The sequence below is a fragment of the Gordonia alkanivorans genome, from assembly GCF_004011905.1.
GTDB lineage: Bacteria > Actinomycetota > Actinomycetes > Mycobacteriales > Mycobacteriaceae > Gordonia > Gordonia alkanivorans.
In genome coordinates this window covers 3,966,354-3,986,141 of record NZ_CP027114.1, presented here as the reverse complement: position 1 = coordinate 3,986,141, position 19,788 = coordinate 3,966,354, and the positions used below count along the sequence as shown (strand labels likewise).

Genomic DNA, 19,788 nt, shown 5'->3' with positions numbered 1-19,788 from the left:
TCACCGCGACCCGGAGTCATCCCGGGCCGCGGTGAGTCGTGACCTGAATCGCCTCGAGGCGGCGCTTCTATGTGTAGAGGTCCGCGATCGCCTGCTTGTGCGCGTCGTGGATGACGTTGCGCTTGAGCTTCAGCGTCGGCGTCAGCTCACCGGTCTCGATCGAGAAGTCGGTGTCGAGGATGGTGAACTTCTTGATCGCCTCGGCGTTGGAGACCTTCGAATTGGCCTCCTTGACCGCCGCGTCGATCTCGGCCTTGAGATCCTCGTTCTCGATCAGCTCCGAGAGCGGGGTGTCGGCGGGCAGGTTGTGACGCTCCAGCCAGCCCGGCACGGCCTCGGGGTCGATGGTGATCAGCGCGGCGATGAACGGCTTGTTGTCGCCGACCACCAGGCACTGGCTGACCATCGGATGGGCGCGGATCGAGTCCTCGAGCTGAGCGGGGGAGACGTTCTTGCCGCCCGCGGTCACGATCAGTTCCTTCTTGCGGCCGGTGATGAAGAGGTAGCCGTCGTCGAGGGTGCCGATGTCACCGGTGTGGAACCAGCCGTCGCGGATCGCATCCGCGGTCGCGGCCTCGTTGCGCCAGTAGCCGCTGAAGACCACGGGTCCCTTGAGCAGGATCTCGCCGTCGTCGGCGATCGCGACGGTCACACCGGGAACGGGGCGGCCGACCGAACCGACCTTCTGGTTCTCCTCGTTGTTGGCGGTGACCGCCGCGGTGGTCTCCGACAGGCCGTAACCCTCGTAGACGGGGATGCCGACACCGCGGAAGAAGTGGCCGAGCCGGGCGCCGAGCGGGGCTCCGCCGGAGATCGCACCCTCACACTGCCCGCCGAGGGCGGCGCGGAGCTTGCCGTAGACCAGCTTGTCGAACAGCGCGTGGCGGAGCTTCAGACCGAGGCCGACCTTGCCGCTCTCCATGGCCTTGCTGTACTCGATGGCGGTATCGGTGGCCTTCTCGAAGATCGAGCCCTTGCCGCCGTCGTAGGCCTTCTGCTTGGCCGAGTTGTAGACCTTCTCGAACACGCGCGGCACCGACAGCACGTAGTGCGGCTTGAACACCGCGAAGTCGTTGACGAGGTTCGTGATGTCGTTGGTGTGACCCAGGATGACCCCGTTCTCCACGCTGGCCACCGCGATGATGCGCGCGAAGACGTGCGCGAGCGGCAGGAACAGGAGGGTGGTCTTGCCCTCGGCCAGGCCGGCGCCGACCGCATCGCGGGTGGCGGCACACTCGGCCATGAAGTTGGCGTGGGTGAGCAGGACACCCTTCGGGCGGCCGGTGGTTCCCGAGGTGTAGATCAGGGTCGCGGCATCGGTGGACAGCGAGTTCGCATGGCGGCGATCGAGCTCGTCGTCGGCGACGGTCGCGCCGCGCTTGGTCAGCGTCGGGAGTGCGTGGTCATCGATGACCAGGGTCTCCTTGAGCGTCGGCGTCTCGTCGATCACCCGGATGTGCTTGGTGTAGTGCTCGTGGTTCTCGACGATGAGGAGCTTGGCCGCCGAATCCTCGAGGATCCACTGCACCTGGTCGGGGGCCGAGGTCTCGTAGATGGCGACGGTGCATGCCCCTGCACGCCAGATGGCGTAGTCGAGGACGGTCCACTCGTACCGCGTCGACGCCAGGATCGCCACGCGGTCCCCGGGCTCCACGCCCGAGGCGATGAGTCCCTTGGCCACCGCGTCGACCTCGTCCGCGAAGTGCTTCGCCGTGACGTTGATCCACTGATTGTGGGAGCGCTTGCGGAAAAGAGGCATCGTGGGTCGCTCGGTCCGATACTTGAGGATCGAGTCGACGAGGTTCGCCTTGTCGTCGATCGTGAGATCGGACGGGGTGGCGTACTGCTGCTGCATGGCACTCCTGAGACGGACTTGCTGATCTGGACATATCCGGCGCCGACTACCCGGTGACCGGGGACGACGCCACTTGAGTGGCACTGACAGTACCAGTATTCGTGTGATGCATCACACGCGCTCATCGTAGTGCTGTATTACCAGTTCAGCTGCCAGTTGTGACGCGGTCATGGCACGATGCCTACTTTCCGGGGTCGGGCGATTACAGTTGAGTGCGATGAATGAGACCCGCGCATGAGTACTTCCGAACAAGGCGAGCACGGCGCGCCGGCTGACACCCCTGCACAAGACATCCCCGGCGATTCCTTCGACGACCTGGAGATCGAGTCACGAGTCCGTGCCGCGATCACCGACGTCGGCTACGAAACCCCCTCGCCGATCCAGGCCGCCACGATCCCGCCGCTGATGGCCGGCCGCGACGTCGTCGGCCTCGCGCAGACCGGTACCGGCAAGACCGCGGCCTTCGCGATCCCGATCCTCTCCAGGCTCGACACCTCTGCGCGCACACCGCAGGCGCTGATCCTCGCACCGACGCGTGAGCTCGCCCTGCAGGTGTCGGAGGCCTTCGGCCGCTACTCCGCGCACATGCCCGAGGTCAAGGTCCTGCCGATCTACGGCGGACAGTCCTACGGTGTGCAGCTCGCGGGTCTGCGCCGCGGTGCTCAGGTGATCGTGGGTACGCCCGGTCGAGTGATCGACCACCTCGACAAGAAGACCCTCGACATCTCCGGACTCGAGTTCCTCGTGCTCGACGAGGCCGACGAGATGCTCACGATGGGCTTCGCCGAGGACGTCGAACGCATCCTCGCCGAGACTCCGGACACCAAGCAGGTCGCGCTGTTCTCCGCGACCATGCCCAGCTCGATCCGCCGGCTCGCCCAGCGCTACCTGAAGTCACCGCAAGAGATCACGGTCAAGTCCAAGACGGCGACCGCGCAGAACATCACACAGCGCTATCTGCAGGTGTCCCACCAGCGCAAACTCGACGCGCTGACCCGATTCCTCGAGGTCGAGGAATTCGACGCGATGATCGTGTTCGTCCGTACCAAGCAGGCGACCGAGGAACTCGCGGAGAAGCTCCGTTCACGCGGACTCTCCGCGGTCGCCATCAACGGTGACCTCGCGCAGGCACAGCGTGAGCGGACCATCAACCAGCTCAAGAACGGCTCGATCGACATCCTCGTGGCAACCGACGTGGCCGCCCGCGGCCTCGACGTCGACCGCATCTCGCATGTCGTCAACTACGACATCCCGCACGACACCGAGTCGTACGTGCACCGGATCGGACGCACCGGCCGCGCCGGCCGTTCGGGCAACGCGCTGCTGTTCGTCTCGCCGCGTGAGCGCCACCTGCTACGGGCGATCGAGCGGGCGACGCGCCAGGAGCTCACCGAGATCGGGCTGCCCAGCGTCGACGACGTGAACGCGCAGCGTGTCGCGAAGTTCGGCGAGTCGATCACCCAGAACCTGTCCTCGGACAACCTGGACCTGTTCCGCGGACTCATCGAGAACTACGCCCGCGACAACGATGTGGCCATGGCCGACATCGCCGCTGCGCTGGCCCTCGAGACGCGCGACGGCGGGTTCCTGCTGACCCCGGATCCGCCGGAGTCGGAGAAGCGGGCGAACCGTGAACAGCGGGAGCGCACCCCGCGTCGTCCCGGCGCGAGCTTCGCCACCTATCGCATCGCGGTCGGCCGCAAGCACAAGGTCTCCCCGGGAGCGATCGTCGGTGCGATCGCCAACGAGGGCGGTCTCACCCGCGCGGACTTCGGCAACATCAGCATCCGCGACGACTTCAGCCTCGTCGAGTTGCCCGACGATCTCGACAACGAGACGCTGTCCCAGCTCCGCCACACCAAGATCGGGAAGAACCCGATCGACATCCGCAAGGACATGGGTGCGCCGCGGGGTCGCGGGGGCAAGCGTGGCGGGCCGCAGGGTGGCCGCGACGGTCGTCGCGACAACTTCGGCGGCAAGCGGCCTTCGCCGCGGGTCGCCGGACGCGGTCGCCGGTCCTGATCGCCGTATCGACCTGAGTCGGTTTCGCTCGCCGTGCGTGCCGCAATGTGGTGACGGAACTTGTCAAACCGAGATCATTCCGTAACCTTGGAGACGGGGGTCTTCAAGGTGTCCATCTCGTGCGTGCGGGTATCCGCCGACCGAGGGGCACGAAAATTACGAGTGAGCACAGGATTGGTGAGTCACCAGTGTCCTTGGTGAGTGCGATTTCAGCAGCAGAAGCAATCGACCACAGCCGCGCCGGAAACGCGGTCATGGTGGATGCCCGCCCGCAGGTGGTGCGCCACCAGGGCAGCCTTCCGGGCGCCTACGTGGTCGAACCCAGTGAGCTACCGAACCTCCTGAGTCCCACCCCGACCGGCACCTTCCCCGTCATCCGCGACGCCGAGCAGCCCAGGAAGATCGCGCGCGACACCGAGATCGCCGTGGTGTCGGTGAGTTCGGAGGCACCGCGGATCGCCGAGCAGATCGCGGGCCTCGGCTACACCAACGTCCGCTACGTCGACGGTGGTTACCGAGCACTGCGTTCCTCCACCTGAGCGCATCACGTGAGCGCGACGCCGCTCACCGGCCGACGTGGTCTCCTTGACATACGGTGCGGCAGTTCCGCTTTCCTGACCAGCGGCTTGATAGCGTAGGAACGCCGGCGACGAGAGGAACCCATCGGATGCAGGATGACACTCGCGAGACACTGCGAGACCAGGTCACCCGGCTGATGGCGTTCCTGAGGGACGTCGTCCGCTCGCGCTCCGGTGATGTCCGGGACATCGACGAACACGCAGGCCACGTCTGGGTGGGCGCCTCGACGCCCATCTCGGTGCGGGCGTCGGCCGCGCCGGGGCAGGTCGTCGTCGAGATCGATCCCGCCGACACCGCACACGCCGATGTCGCCCGCCTCGTCGACGAGCTGACCGAGAGCCCCGAGACCCTCGAACTCGTCCTGGCCAACGCCCTCGTCACCGTCCACGACGACGCCGGCTCCGAACCTCTCGTCCGCGAGCATCTCCTCACACAGGCAGTGGTCGCCGACCGCGACGAGTCGGGCGCCATCCGCGTGTCCCTCGGCGCGGGCTCCGCGCCGACCATGCACGACACCCATCTGCTCGCCGCGGTCGACGGACTCGAACTCGCCGGCGCGATGAAGACCCGGACCCGACTCGCCGAGCAGCCGTCGGTCGTCGCCGGCAAGGTCACCGATCTCGTGGGCGAGTGGCTGGGGGAAATCGAGATCGACGCCGACCGCGCCACCCTCTCGCTCGACATGCGACCGGCGATCGTCCTGCGACGCCGCGGTGTCGAGAACTCGCTCGCCTTCTACGACGCGATCATCGACGACCTGCGCGACGAGGATGCGAGCGTGCCCGTCGGCCTGGCCCAGCTGGTCAAACCGATCGACGCCGAGGATCGGCTGGGCGCGCTCGACGCGCCGGCCGTGCTCTCACCCGAACGTCTCATCGCCGACGCGCTCTTCCCGCTGCCCTCAAACGTCGAGCAACGCGACGTGCTCGTGCGGCTGGGCCACGACAGCGGCGTCGTGGTCGAGGGGCCGCCCGGTACGGGCAAGACGCACACCATCGCGAACGTGACGTCCGCGCTGCTCGCCAAGGGGCAGCGCGTGCTGGTCGTCAGCGAGAAGGCGCATGCGCTCCACGTGCTGCGCGACATGCTCCCGCCCGCGCTGCGCGAACTCACGGTGTCCATCGCCGACATCTCCCAGGACCATGCCGAGACGATCGTGTCGGTGGTCGAGAACCTCGCCGCGCGCAAGGCCGCGTTCTCGGTGTCCGTCGCCGACGCCGAGATCGCCGACCTCGAGGCCCGCCGCGACCACGCCCTGACCCAGCGCGACCAGCTCATGCGCGAGCTGTGGGATCTGCGCGCCGGCGAGACCGAGGTCCACGAGTGGGTGGCGGGGGACTATCGGGGTACCCCGGCGGACATCGTGCGGCAGGTCAAGCGCGACGCCGAGCGCTTCGACTGGATGCCGCCGGGACTCGAGGGTGCGGTCCCGCCCCTGGATTCCTCGGAGTTCGCCCGGCTCGTCGAACTCCTCCAGGTGACCGGCGGCGACCGCGGCCGTCTCACCCAGCGGTTCCCCGAGCTCGCCGATCATCTGCCGGAGCCCGGCGACATGGACACGATCTGCGCGCGGATCGCCGCCCGACCAAAGGAAACCCACGGCGGCACGGGAGCGCTGCTCCCGTCTCTCGACGGCGTCGACAGCGAACGACTTCTCACCATCAAGGAGATCTGCGAACAGCTGGGCGTGGCCGCGGGCGAGGTGGCGTCCTTTCCGGCCCCGATGGTCGACATGGCCGATCGGCTGCTGGCCGGCAACGCGTCCCACCTGTGGTCCCGCGTGACGACCCTGTCCCCGGTGATCGCCGAGGCCGCCCGGCGCGACCGCGACCTGGGCGCCCACACGGTTCTCGTCGAGGGGGACCGCCCGGGCGATGCGGCGCTGTTCGACGCAGCCGCCGAACATCTGGCGGAGGGTGGCCAATGGCGCGGCCGGCTGCGCCGCTCCCCGCAGCAGCGCGCGGTCGAGGAGGCGCAAGTACGGGCGACCGTCGACGGTCGGGTCCCGACGGACGAGGTGTCGTTGCGAAGGGTGGCCGACCACCTGACGGTCGTCGACGCCGTCCACCAGGTCCATCGCATCCTGGCCGACCTCCACGTGCCGATCGATGCCTCCGGATCCCGGTCCGCACAGGTCGATCGGCTCGTCAGGCTGGACGCGCAGCTCGCGTGGATCTCGCGTCTGGTCACCGGGCGCGATCATCTCGTCCACGAACTCGAGGCGATCAGCCCCGGTGGCCCGCGCCCCCGCAGCGTCGCGGAGATCGCCGAGGTGGCCGGGCAGGCGGGTTCGATCGCCGCCGCCAACGACGCGGCCCTGGCCGAACGGGAACTGGCCGACTGCACCTACGGGCTGGCCGCCGAACTCGACAAGGGCCCGTCATCCGAAGGTGATGCACTACTCGCCGCGCTCGGCACCGCCGACGCCGCCGGGATCCGCACGGCCCGCCGAGCCTTCCTCAAGGCCCAGGAGCAGGCGAATGCGGAGAACGCGCTCGATCTCCTCGAACTGCGACTCAAGAGCCGCGCTCCGGAACTGGTCCGGACGATCTGGGCGACGCCGCGCGATCCGATCTGGTCCGAACGCGCGCGGGAGATGGCTGCCGCCTGGGCGTGGCGGTACGCCCACACGTGGGTGTCCGAACGCAGCGACGTGCATTCCGAAACCCGGATCTCGGCCGACCTCGATGCCATCGAGGTCGACGTCGCGCAGCTGACCACCCGTCTCGCCTCGGCGCGTGCCTGGCGGGAGTTGCTCGGGCGCACCACGACCGGCGAGATCCAGGCGCTGCAGTCCTACCGCGACCACATGATCAACCTCGGCAAGGGGTCGGGCAAGCACGCCAACCGGTTCCGGCGTGCCGCGCGCGAGGCGATGGCCGTGGCGCAGAACGCGATCCCGGCCTGGATCATGTCGATCAACCAGGTCGCCGAGACGCTCCCGCCCCGCCGGAACTCCTTCGACGTCGTCATCGTCGACGAGGCGTCGCAGGCCGACATCACCAGTTCCTTCCTGCTGTGGCTCGCGCCGCGGATCATCGTCGTGGGCGACGACAAGCAGTGTGCGCCGGTGGGACTCGCCGGGACCACACTCGACGACGCCTTCGCCGAGCTCGACGCCGCACTGCCGGATCTCCCTACCTACCTCCGCGACGGACTCACCCCGCGGTCGAGTCTGTTCTCGTTGCTCCGCAGCCGGTTCGGCAACGTCGTCGGGTTGCGCGAGCACTTCCGGTCGATGCCGGAGATCATCGAGTTCTCGTCGCGGCAGTTCTACGGCAAGGCGCCGCTGATCCCGGTGCGGCAGTACGGCTCCGACCGACTCGAGCCGTTGCGCACGGTTGCGGTCGACGGCGAGGCCACCGGCAGCGGGTCGGGCCTCGTGAACGACGCCGAGGTGGAGGCGATCCTCGGGGCGCTGCGCGACTGTCTGGCCGATCCGGCCTACGACGGCCGGGACTTCGGCGTGATCGCGCTGCAGGGCACCAAACAGGCGGAGGCCTTGGAACGGGCCCTACGCAACGGGCTCGATGCCGAGGCGTGGCGCACCCGTCGTATCCGGGTGGGCACCCCGCCGGACTTCCAGGGCGACGAGCGCCGCGTCATCTTTTTGTCCATGGTCGTCTCCGATCCGACGGCCATCTCGGCACTGACGCGTGCAGAATCGCAGCGACGGATCAACGTCGCGGCCACCCGCGCGATGGACCAGGTCTGGCTGTTCCATTCAATCGGACCAGAAGACTTGCGGCACAACGACCTCCGGTACTCGCTGCTGTCCTACTTCACCGCAAACGAGGGTCTCGCGATCAGTCCGATGCCGACCGACGTGCCCGACGACCTCCGCGTCGAGCCGTTCGACAACCTACTCGAACAGCGGGTGTTCAACCGTCTCGCGGCACTGGGCTACCACGTGACCCCGAAGGTCACCGTCAACAACCGGATCATCGACCTGGTTGTCCTCGGTGCCGACGCCCGGATGGCCGTCGAATGCGATCCCGACGCGTTCCCCGGGACCGGACGCCAGGCCCGCTCGGATCTCGAGCGCGAGCGTGAATTGCGGCGCTGCGGTTGGGAATTCGCCCGGGTCCGGGAGTCGGAGTTCGAACTCGACCCGGATCGGGTGATCGATGCGGTCGCCGCGGCCCTCGAGGCGCGTGGCTGCAAGCCCGGATCGCTCACGGCACGTCCGGCCGCAGAGGTCGCCCCGACGTGGACGCCGATCGACCTGACCGCCGGGGAGTGACGCGCGGGGGAGTGGCGAGTGGACCGTCAGCCCAGCGCGCGGAGCAGAGCCGGTAGGCCCTCGGCGGCCGACACCCGCAGGCTGTGCGTGGCGAAGTCGGTCACCGACGACTCGGCAGGGTTGAACTCGATCACCGGAATGCCCTCGCGGACAGCGCGTTCGGGGAGTGATGCCGCCGGGTACACGATTCCGCTGGTGCCGACGACGATGACCACCTCGCTCGCGCGGAACGCCTGATCGGCCCGCTGCCAGTCGTCGGTCGGCAGCGACTCCCCGAACCAGACGACGCCGGGGCGGACGTCGCCGCCGCACCTCGGACAGGTCGGCGGAGTGACCCGGGGCTCCACGTGCTCGGTGTCCGGATCGGTTGCCGACGGCCGCGCATCCGGACCGTCGTACGGGGTGTGGCACACCGAGCAGCGCGGCGCGAAGAGACTGCCGTGGAGGTGGCTGACCACGTCGCTTCCGGCACGCTCGTGCAGGTCGTCGACGTTCTGGGTGACGACCATGACGGTGCGCGAGGCGCCGAGCTCGGCCAGTGCTCGGTGTCCGGCGTTCGGTTCGGCGGCGAGCACCTCGCGGGCTCGCCACCGGTACCAGCCCCAGACCAGTGCGGGGTCGCGTTCCCATGCCTCCGGGGTGGCGAGTTCGGCGGGATCGAATGTCTCCCACAGTCCGGTCTGCACGTCGCGGAAGGTCGCGATCCCGCTCTCGGCCGACACGCCGGCCCCGCTGAAGACGGTGATCCAGTCCGCGTCTCGGACGAGGTCGATCACGGCCTCGGGGATGGTCGGCCCGGTCATCCCGCGGCCTCGAGGGAGGCGCGCACCAGGTCGGCGGTCTCGTCGGGGTCCGGATCGCGGCGCACGACCAGACCCTTGGCGAAACTGAGCTTGTCGCCTGCGTGGCGGGGCACGACGTGCAGATGGGTGTGGAAGACGGTCTGGAACGCGGCGCGGCCGTCGTTGAGGGCGAGGTTGACCCCGTCAGCGGCCATCGGCCCGGCCTTCAGTGCCGAGCCGACGCGCTGTCCGGCGGCGAAGAGGGCCGCCCCGAGCGTCGGGTCGAGGTCGTCGAGACCGGATGAGTGGACTCGGGGGACGAGCAGGGTGTGCCCGCGGGTGACCGGCCGGATGTCGAGGAAACCGACGACGTCGTCGTCGGAATAGACGATCCGGCCCGGAGCCGTGCCCGCGATGATGGCGCAGAAGATGCAACTGCTCATGGGGCGACTCTAGGGCACGGGCGGAGCGCGTCCGGGCACCATGCGAACGCCGTGGACGCGCCGTCGGACCGGCAAGTGGTCCGCATCACATCACGGTTTCATAACGGTTGACCGAGCGCGCGTTCGGCGGCCGACATACCCTCGGGTACGTTGTCTGGCCAGCATGTTTCGCAACCCTTCGGATGGTTGTTGACATGGTCTTTCAAGTTACCCGCGGGGTTACTGATGGGTATACCGACAGGTCACCCGGAAACATGAGGAATCCCTCACTTTCGTGTGTCATCATGGGTGTCACGTTCACGTCGTAAGCGACTCCTCCATGAGCCGGGGAGCGCCGATGTCCCTGTGTGGCAGGCGTGTTCATCAGTTGTACCAAGTAGTTCGAATCAGGCAGGGCTGCCGCTCTCGTTTCCGCCTGCGATGCCCCGGTGTCGTGGGCGACCCCCCGTTCTCACCGACGAGGAATCGCCGGCGCTCCCGCCTGCACCCAAGACACCCGCCGGCGCGCGCGCCGGCACCAAGACACTCCGCCGACCACCGAGACCGACCACCACAGAGGAGTACTCGTGACCGTCGACCAGTTCCGCACCGGCTCGCAGGGCGCCGCCAACGCAGAGCGCCCCACCACCACACTCATTGACCGGCTCGCCCAGGGCGAGCCCTACGCGATCAGTTTCGGCGGTCAGGGTGGCGCGTGGCTGCCGACGCTGGCCGAACTGGTCGTCGACGCCGACCTCGAACACCGCATCGGCGGGATCGTGGAGGCCGCTGAGCGGCTCGTCGCACCCGTCGCCGACGACCTCGTCGTCGCGCGCGCCGACGGCTTCCACCCCCTCGCGTGGGTCCACGCGCACGACGCGGGCGAAGAGGTGCCCACCGAGGCCGCTCTCGCCGACTTCACCCTCTCGGGTCCCGGGGTCCTGCTGACCCAGCTGGCCGCCATCGAGGCGTTACGCAAGCAGGGTCTCGACACCGCGAGCATCCCGCCCAGCGCCGTCATCGGACACTCGCAGGGGTCGCTGGCCACCGACGCGGTCGGAGCCGAGGGGAACGCCGCGGAAGCCGGAGAGGGCCTGCTGCTCGCCGTCGCCCACCTCATCGGTGCCGCTGGTTCGCTCATCGCGCGTCGCCGCGGCCTCGGGGTCACCACCGACGGCACGCCGATGCTGGCGGTCAACAACGTCACCCCGGCACGCGTCGACGAGGTCCTCGCCCAGTACCGCGCGACCCTGCCAGAGAGCGACCTGGCCACCGCGCCCGTCGTCTCGATCAAGAACAGCCGCAACGCACTCGTGCTCTCCGGCGCCCCGCGTCACCTCGCCGGTTTCGTCGCGCTCTGCGAGCGGATCGCCGCCGCCGAAGCCGACGAGCGCAAGCGCAAGCTGACCGGCGGCGCACCGTTCGCCCCGAAGTTCGACCACCTGCAGGTGTCGGTCGCCTTCCACCACCCGAACATGGCCGAGGCCGTCGAACTCGTCGGCGCTTGGGCCGACCGCTGCGGCATCGACCGTGAGCTCGCCACCCGTCACGCCCACGACATCCTCGTCGCACACGTCGACTGGGTCTCCTCGGTCGACGAGGTCGTCGCCGGCGGTGCCAAGTGGATCCTCGACTTCGGTCCGGGCGACATCGCCACCCGTCTCACCTCATCGCTCGTCCGCGGCCAGGGTGTCGGCCTCGTCCCCGCCGCCCTGCGCGTCGGACAGCGCAACCTCTTCAGCCCGGGCGGGGTGCCCGAGGTCGCCACCCCGTGGTCCCAGTTCGCCCCGACCCTCGTCGAGCTGCCCGACGGCCGGACCGTCGTCGAGACCGCGTTCACGCGTCTCACCGGACGTTCGCCGATGCTGCTCGCGGGCATGACCCCGACCACCGTCGACCCGGCGATCGTCGCCGCCGCGGCCAACGCCGGCCACTGGGCCGAGCTCGCCGGTGGAGGCCAGGTCACCGAGGACATCTTCGCCCGCAACATCGCCACTCTCACCGACCTGCTCGAGCCGGGTCGCGAGGCGCAGTTCAACGCGCTGTTCCTCGACCCGTACCTGTGGAAGCTGCAGCTCGGTGGCAAACGCCTCGTGCAGAAGGCCCGTGCCCAGGGCGCGCCGCTCGACGGCGTGATCGTCTCCGCCGGCATCCCCGAACTCGAGGACGCGGTCGCCCTCGTCGACGAGTTCGTCGAGGCCGGACTCCGCTTCGTCGCCTTCAAGCCGGGCACCGTGGAGCAGATCCGTTCGGTTGTGCGGATCGCCAACGAGGTCCCGCACCATCCGGTCATCGTCCAGATCGAGGGCGGCCGCGCCGGTGGCCACCACTCGTGGGAGGACCTCGACGACCTGCTGCTCGCCACCTACGGCGAACTCCGCGCCCGACCCAACGTGGTCATCTGCGTCGGCGGCGGCGTCGGTACCCCGGAGCGTGCCAGCGAATACCTGACCGGCGTCTGGTCGAGCGGCTACGGCTATCCGCTGATGCCGCTCGACGGCATCCTCATCGGCACCGCGGCGATGGCCGCCAAGGAGGCCACCACCACTCCCGAGGTCAAGCAGCTCCTCGTCGACACCGTCGGTATCGACGAGTGGATCGGTGCAGGCCACGCGACCGCCGGAATGGCTTCGGGCCGTTCGCAGCTCGGCGCCGACATCCACGAGGTCGACAACACCGCGTCCCGCTGCGGCCGTCTGCTGGACGAGGTCGCCGGTGACGCCGAGGCCGTCGCCGCACGCCGCGACGAGATCATCGCGGCGATGGCGGACACCGCCAAGCCGTACTTCGGCGACGTCGCCGAGATGACCTACCGCGAATGGCTCGACCGCTACGCCACCCTCGCGGTCGGCGACGCCAACGGCGATCAGCACCCGTGGGCCGACATCACCTGGCAGCAGCGCTTCGTCGAGATGCTGCAGCGCACCGAGGCCCGCATGCACCCGCAGGACTCGGGTCCCATCCCGACGATGTTCGCCGAGCTGTCGTCCACCGACGACCCGCACGCCGCGATCGACGCGCTGGGCAGCGTCTACCGCGAGATCGACACCGACATCCTGCATCCCGCGGACGTCTCGTTCTTCCTGGAGCAGTGCCGCACCCCGGGCAAGCCGGTCAACTTCGTGCCGGTCATCGACAAGGACGTGCGCCGCTGGTGGCGCAGTGACTCGCTGTGGCAGGCCCACGACACGCGCTACGGCGCCGACGCCGTGTGCGTCATCCCCGGTCCGGTCGCCGTTGCCGGCATCACCCGCGTCGACGAGCCGGTCGGCGAGCTGCTGGACCGCTTCGAGGCGCAGGTCGTCACCGACCTGCTGACCGCAGGTGTGCGTTCGGTGGAGGTTGCCTCGCGACACCGTGCCGGACTGGTCGAGGACGCCGGCGTCCTGACCGCTGTTCTGGAATCCGACGACGTCAGCTGGGCGGGACGGATCGTCCCGAGCCCGGTCGCCCTCCTCGGTGACCGCGCCGCCTGGTCGATCGTCGCCCCCGAGCGTGCCGAGCACGAGCCCACCGGCGCCGTCATCGAGCAGACCGGTACCGAGAACGGCGTCGTCCGTTTCGATCTCGTCGTCCCGATCTCCGGTGCGGCCGTGCGCATCCCGCTGCTCGCCGGTCTCGGCGTGCGCGACGGCGGATCGCCGGTCGTCGGACTCGACGAGGCAGCCGGCGCGATGACCGAGATCCTCACGGTCGCCGCGGGCGGCGAACTCGCCGAGGTGACCGACGGCACCGCGACCACCACCATCACCTGGCAGCCCGACTCGGTGGCCGACCATGCATCGGTGACCGGCTTCTCCCTGCCCGCGCACCTGCGTCCGACCACCCCGACCGAGCCCTTCGGCTTCGCCGTCCCCGACACCCTGGTCGGCGCCTGCTGGCCCAGCGTGTTCAGCGTGATAGGTGCCGCCCGCACCGAGACCGGCGCACCGGTCGTCGAGGGTCTGCTCGACCTGGTCCACCTCGACCATGCGATCGCTCTCACCGGTGAGATCCCCACGGAGACCGCCGAACTGACGGTGACCGCCCGTGCCGGCGCGGTCCGCGACTCCGACGTGGGCCGTGTCGTCGAGGTCTCGGTGGAGATCGCCGGGACTGCCGGTTCGATCGCCACCCTCGACGAGCGCTTCGCCATCCGCGGACGCCTCGGTGCCGCCGAGCTCACCGACCCGCTCCGCGCGGGCGGTGCCCCGAAGGCCGAGCAGTCGGCCACCCGCAAGCTGCTCCGTTCGGCCACCATCACCGCGCCGAACCGCATGCACGGCTTCGCCGTCGTCTCCGGTGACCGCAATCCGATCCACACCGACGCCTCGGCAGCCAAGCTGGCCGGACTCGGCGACCCGATCGTGCACGGCATGTGGCTGTCGGCTGCCGCGCAGCAGGTCGTCACCGCGACCGACTCGAAGAACCCGACCCCGTCGCCGCGACCGCTGATCGGCTGGACTGCACGCTATCTGGGGATGGTCCGCCTCGGCGACACCATCACCGTGCGCGTCGACCGTGTCGGCCTCGACAACGGCCGTGAGGTCGTCGAGGTCAGCGCCAAGGTCGGCGACAACCTCGTCATGAGCGCCACCGGCCTCCTGGCCGCGCCGCGCACCGTCTACGCCTTCCCGGGGCAGGGCATCCAGAGCAAGGGCATGGGCCTCGACGCCCGGTCGCGGTCCAAGGCAGCCCGTAAGATCTGGGATCGCGCCGACAAGCACACGCGCAAGGCGCTCGGCTTCTCGATCCTGGCCGTCGTGCGGGACAACCCGACGACCCTGGTCGCCAACGGCACCACCTACAACCATCCCGACGGCGTGCTGTACCTGACGCAGTTCACCCAGGTCGCGATGGCGACCCTCGGTGTCGCGCAGATCGCCGAACTCAAGGAGGCCGGCGGCTTCGTCGAGGGCGCCATCACCTGTGGTCACTCCGTCGGCGAGTACAACGCTCTCGCCGCCTGCGCCGGCGTCCTGCCGCTCGAGGCGGTCCTCGAGGTCGTGTTCCAGCGCGGCGAGGCCATGCACCATCTCGTTCCGCGAGATGAGCAGGGCCGCAGCGACTACCGCATGGCCGCGATCCGGCCGAGCCAGTTCGGTCTCGCCGACGCCGACGTGACCGGCTTCGTCTCCGGCCTGGGTGCGGAGATCGGTGAGTTCCTCGAGGTCGTCAACCTCAACCTGCTCGGCTCGCAGTACGCGATCGCCGGCACGGTCCGGGGCCTGGAGCACCTCGAGGCCGAGATCGACCGTCGCCGTGCCGAGTTCGGTGGCAAGCGGGCGTTCATCCTCATCCCGGGTATCGACGTCCCGTTCCACTCCAGCGTCCTGCGCGCCGGTGTGCCGGAGTTCCGCGGCAAGCTCGAGGAGCTGCTGCCCGCCGACATCGACATCGACATCCTGATCGGCCGCTACATTCCGAACCTGGTGCCGCGCCTGTTCAACCTCGGACGCGATTTCGTCGAGGAGATCGCGGCGCTCGTGCCGTCCGATCCGCTGAACGAGGTCCTCGCCGACTGGGACAACTGGACCGCCAAGCCCACCGAGCTGGCCCGCGTTCTCCTGATCGAGCTCCTCGCCTGGCAGTTCGCGAGCCCGGTGCGCTGGATCGAGACCCAGGACCTGCTGTTCAGCGGTCCGGAGCGCGACGGTCTCGCCGTGCAGCGTTTCGTCGAGATCGGTCTGAAGGGTGCTCCGACCCTGACGGGTCTGGCCAACAACACCCTCAAGCTCGACGACTACGCCTCGGCCACCACCGAGGTGGTGAACGTCGAACGCGACTCCGACGTGATCCTGGCCAAGGATGCCGGTCACGAGCCGGAAGAGGACGAGATCGACGCTCCCGCAGAGTCGGCCGCCGCTCCGGCGGACGCTGCTCCCGCGGCGGCAGCGGCGGCACCGGCTCCGGCCGCGGCTCCGGCTGCTCCCGCCGGCGGCCCGCGTCCCGACGACATCGCGTTCACCCCGTCGGATGCGGTGAAGTCCGTGATCGCCCTGTGGACCAAGATGCGCGTCGACCAGATCGGTGCGACCGACACCATCGAGGCGCTGTGCGACGGTGTGTCCTCACGCCGCAACCAGCTCCTGCTCGACATCGGCGGCGAGCTCGGACTCGGCGCCATCGACGGTGCGGCCGAGGCCGACATGGTCGCGCTGTCGTCGACCGTCGAGACCCTCGCCCGCGGTTACCGGCCGCTGGGTGCGGTACTCACCGACGCGGTCAGCGACCAGGTCCGCAAGGTCCTCGGCCCGCTGGGCAAGCGCCAGAACTACATCACCGACCGCGTCAGCAGCGTGTGGCAGCTCGGCCCCGGCTGGGGACTGCACACGACCGTGGCACTCGCACTGGGTACGCGGGACGGGGCCTCGGTCCGCGGTGAGGCACTGGGCAACCTGCTCGACGGCCCGGTCGCCAACGCCGACGCGCTCGACGCGTTGATCGACAAGGCGGTCACCGCCGTGGGTGCCGAGAAGGGCATCGCGGTGGGCAAGCCCGCCGCCGAATCCGGCGGTGGGGCAACGGTCGACGCGGCTGCTCTCGGCGAGTTCACCGAGCAGATCACCGGCCGGTCGGGTGCGCTCGCCTCGGCGGCGTACGCGGTGTTGGAGAAGCTGGGACTCGCCGAGGTCGCCGACCTCGCCGAGGCCGCGGCCGATCCCAACGCCGAGCTGGCCGAGCTGGTCAGTGCCGAACTCGGATCGGACTGGGCGCGCACTGTCGCGCCGGCGTTCGACGACGCCAAGGTCGTGCTCATCGACGACCGGTGGGCAACCGCCCGTGAGGATCTCGTCCGTCTCTGGTTGGCCGACGAGCAGGAGCTCGACGCCGACTTCGAGAAGGTCGTCGGCGGGTTCGCCGGAGCCGGCGACACCGTCGCCGAACACGCCACCTGGTGGCAGGGCAAGGCCCTCGCGAACGGGAACGCCGTGCACGGCCGCGTCTTCGGTGCCATCGCGCACGCCGCCGAGAACCCCGAGAAGGGGATCTACAGCCGCGAGATCGCCGTCGTCACCGGCGCCAGCAAGGGCTCGATCGCCGCAGGTGTGGTGGCCGGCATCCTCGCCGGCGGTGCGACCGTCATCGCGACCACCTCGCGACTGAACTCCGAGCGTCTCGCCTTCTACAAGAAGCTCTATCGCGAGAACGCCCGCACCGGTGCCGCGCTGTGGATCGCCCCGGCGAACATGGCGTCGTACACCGACATCGACGACCTGGTCGAGTGGGTGGCCACGGAGCAGACCGAGAACCTCGGCGGCACGACCGCGGTGGTGAAGCCGGCCATGAAGCCGACGATGCTGTTCCCGTTCGCCGCCCCGCGGGTGGCCGGTGACCTCACCGATGCCGGCGCTCGCGCCGAGCTGGAGATGAAGGTGCTGCTGTGGTCGGTCGAGCGGCTGATCGCCGGGCTGGCGGAGGTCCACTCCGACCACGACATCGCGGCCCGCCTGCACGTGGTCCTGCCGGGTTCCCCGAACCGCGGCATGTTCGGCGGCGACGGCGCCTACGGCGAGAGCAAGGCCGCCCTCGACGCGCTCGTGACCCGCTGGTCGGCCGAGGAGTCGTGGGGCTCGAAGACCACGCTGGCCCACGCCCTCATCGGCTGGGTGCGCGGCACCGGGCTGATGGGACACAACGACGGCATGGTCGACGCGGTCGAGGCCGCGGGTGTCCGCACCTGGAGCACCGAGGAGATGGCCGCCAACCTGCTGACGCTGTGCACCCCCGAGCAGCGTGAGTCCGCGTCGACCGCTCCGGTCCTGGCCGACTTCACCGGCGGGCTCGACGCCTCGACCGACCTCAAGGCGCTCGCGGCCACCGCCGCAGCGGCTGCCGAGGCCGGCGAGGATGCCGACGAGGCATCGGCGACGACCACCGTCGCCGCACTCCCGGCGCCCGCCCGCGCTCCGCGCAGCATGCGTCCGGAATGGCCGACGATCGACGCGCGTCCCGAGGACCTGGTGGTCATCGTGGGTGCCGGCGAGCTCGGGCCGTACGGTTCGGCGCGTACCCGCTTCGAAATGGAGGTCGACGAGAAGCTATCGGCGGCAGGCGTTCTCGAGCTGGCCTGGAACACCGGTCTGATCCACTGGGATTCGGCTCCGAAGCCGGGCTGGTATGACACCGAGTCCGGTGATCCGGTGCCGGAGAGTGAGATCGCCGAGCGCTACCACGACGAGGTCGTGTCGCGGTGCGGCATTCGTCGCTACGCCGACGACGGCGCGATGGTCGACAACACCTCGCCGCTGCTCACCTCGGTGTTCCTCGACGAGGACCTGACCTTCACGGTCAACTCCGAGGCCGAGGCCCGTGCGTTCGCGAGTGCCAACCCCGAGAAGACGCGGGTCACGCAGAATCCCGACGGCGACTGGCAGGTCACGCGCCTGGCCGGCACGGAGATCCGTGTCCCGCGCAAGTTCTCGCTGACCCGTACCGTCGGCGGCCAGATCCCGACCGGCTTCGACCCGACCCGCTGGGGCGTCAGCCCCGACATGGTCGAGGCGATCGACCGGGTGGCCCTGTGGAACCTGGTCGCGACCGTCGATGCGTTCCTGTCGTCCGGCTTCACGCCGAGCGAGCTGATGCGTTGGGTACACCCCGGCCTCGTCGCCAACACCCAGGGCACCGGTATGGGTGGCATGGCCTCGATGCGGGACCTTTACATCAACACCCTGCTCGGTGAGGCCAACGCCAACGACATCCTGCAGGAGGCCCTGCCGAACATCGTTGCCGCGCACGTCGTCCAGTCGTACGTGGGCTCCTACGGCGCGATGATCCACCCGGTCGCGGCCTGCGCCACGGCAGCGGTGTCGGTCGAGGAGGGCGTCGACAAGATCCGTCTCGGCAAGGCGCTGTTCGCGGTGGCCGGCGGCTTCGACGACCTCGGCATCGAGGGCATCGTCGGCTTCGGTGCGATGTCGGCGACCGCCGACTCGGCGAAGATGACCGCACGCGGCATCGACGACCGCCGGTTCTCGCGGGCCAACGACCGCCGACGCGGCGGGTTCGTCGAGTCGGCCGGTGGTGGCACGATCCTGCTCGCCCGCGGCGACGTGGCGGCGCAGATGGGTCTGCCGGTCCTCGGTGTGGTGGCGTGGGCGCAGAGCTTCGGCGACGGCGTGCACACCTCGATCCCGGCTCCGGGGCTCGGTGCCCTGGGTGCAGCCCGCGGTGCGCTGTCCTCGCCGCTGGCCAACGCCCTGAACTCGCTCGGTGTCACCGCCGACGACGTCGCGCTGGTGTCCAAGCACGACACGTCGACGAAGGCCAACGACCCCAACGAGTCCGAGCTGCACGAGCGCCTCGCCGAGGCGATCGGACGCAACACCGGCGCCCCGCTGTTCGTGGTGTCGCAGAAGTCGCTCACCGGCCACGCCAAGGGCGGTGCCGCGGCCTTCCAGCTGATCGGCCTGTGCCAGATGCTCCGCGACGGGGTCATCCCGCCGAACCGCAGCCTCGACTGCGTCGACGAGAAGATGAAGGAGTACCCGCACCTGGTGTGGCCGCGCGAGACGCTGCAGCTGGGGGAGCGGTTCCCGCTCAAGGCCGGTCTGCTGACCAGCCTCGGCTTCGGTCACGTGTCCGGGCTCATCGCGGTCGTCCACCCGGAGGCCTTCATCGCCTCCCTGGCACCCGAGGAGCGGGAGACCTACCGGAAGCGGGCTGATGAGCGTGCGCGCCTGGGCAGCCAGCGCTTCCTGCAGTCGATCTGCGGGGGCGAGCCGGCCTACCAGCGGCCGCCGAACCGCCGCTTCGACGAGTCGGTCGACGAGCACGACGCCGAGGCGGGCATGCTCCTCGACCCGTCGGTGCGCCTCGACGCGGCGGACGTGTACGGGTCCGGTCCGGTTCCGGAAACCCGGTGACGGCAGCGGATTCGAGCAGTGAGGCGAAGCCGGAAGA

Annotated in this window: 7 protein-coding genes; 4 read left to right on the top strand and 3 right to left on the bottom strand. The window is 69.4% G+C overall.

Translation table 11 applies throughout. The annotated features are described in order from the left end of the window. Nucleotides 1–67: 67 nt before the first annotated feature. The gene (locus tag C5O27_RS18060) at nt 68–1,855 is read right to left on the bottom strand and encodes an AMP-dependent synthetase/ligase (protein WP_127963302.1); all 1,788 of its coding nucleotides are present in this window, start codon (nt 1,853–1,855) and stop codon (nt 68–70) included. A gap of 234 nt (nt 1,856–2,089) precedes the next feature. Here C5O27_RS18060 and C5O27_RS18055 point away from each other — a divergent pair, with 234 nt between their 5' ends. From C5O27_RS18055 to C5O27_RS18045, 3 genes are all read left to right on the top strand, one after another. Next, nucleotides 2,090–3,877, top strand: coding sequence for a DEAD/DEAH box helicase (locus C5O27_RS18055; protein WP_006357340.1), 1,788 nt, complete (start codon nt 2,090–2,092; stop codon nt 3,875–3,877). Nucleotides 3,878–4,065: 188 nt separating this feature from the next. Continuing rightward, nucleotides 4,066–4,416, top strand: coding sequence for a rhodanese-like domain-containing protein (locus C5O27_RS18050; RefSeq protein ID WP_075863112.1), 351 nt, complete (start codon nt 4,066–4,068; stop codon nt 4,414–4,416). A gap of 128 nt (nt 4,417–4,544) precedes the next feature. After that, a complete protein-coding gene (locus tag C5O27_RS18045; RefSeq protein ID WP_127963301.1) occupies nt 4,545–8,699 on the top strand; it encodes an AAA domain-containing protein in 4,155 nt (1,384 codons plus the stop codon). Between the two features lie 26 nt (nt 8,700–8,725). Here the strand turns inward: C5O27_RS18045 and C5O27_RS18040 are convergent, their stop codons facing one another. Both C5O27_RS18040 and C5O27_RS18035 read right to left on the bottom strand, forming a co-directional pair. After that, on the bottom strand, nt 8,726–9,502 hold the full coding sequence (locus C5O27_RS18040; protein WP_127963300.1) for an SIR2 family NAD-dependent protein deacylase: 777 nt from the start codon (nt 9,500–9,502) through the stop codon (nt 8,726–8,728). Next, nucleotides 9,499–9,924, bottom strand: a complete 426-nt coding sequence (locus tag C5O27_RS18035; protein ID WP_127963299.1) for an HIT family protein — start codon at nt 9,922–9,924, stop codon at nt 9,499–9,501. The genes C5O27_RS18040 and C5O27_RS18035 overlap by 4 nt, the downstream gene beginning before the upstream one ends. Before the next feature lie 566 nt (nt 9,925–10,490). On the opposite strand from C5O27_RS18035, the gene C5O27_RS18030 reads away from it, so the two are divergent. Then, nucleotides 10,491–19,751, top strand: a complete 9,261-nt coding sequence (locus C5O27_RS18030) for a type I polyketide synthase (protein WP_127963298.1) — start codon at nt 10,491–10,493, stop codon at nt 19,749–19,751. Nucleotides 19,752–19,788 lie beyond the last annotated feature (37 nt).

What these genes read in the sequence shown, in the direction of transcription:
- C5O27_RS18035 (WP_127963299.1), bottom strand. Translation starts at nt 9,924, where the DNA reads ATGAGCAGTTGCATCTTCTGCGCCATCATCGCGGGCACGGCTCCGGGC.
- C5O27_RS18055 (WP_006357340.1), top strand. Translation starts at nt 2,090, where the DNA reads ATGAGTACTTCCGAACAAGGCGAGCACGGCGCGCCGGCTGACACCCCT.
- C5O27_RS18040 (WP_127963300.1), bottom strand. Translation starts at nt 9,502, where the DNA reads ATGACCGGGCCGACCATCCCCGAGGCCGTGATCGACCTCGTCCGAGAC.
- C5O27_RS18060 (WP_127963302.1), bottom strand. Translation starts at nt 1,855, where the DNA reads ATGCAGCAGCAGTACGCCACCCCGTCCGATCTCACGATCGACGACAAG.
- C5O27_RS18045 (WP_127963301.1), top strand. Translation starts at nt 4,545, where the DNA reads ATGCAGGATGACACTCGCGAGACACTGCGAGACCAGGTCACCCGGCTG.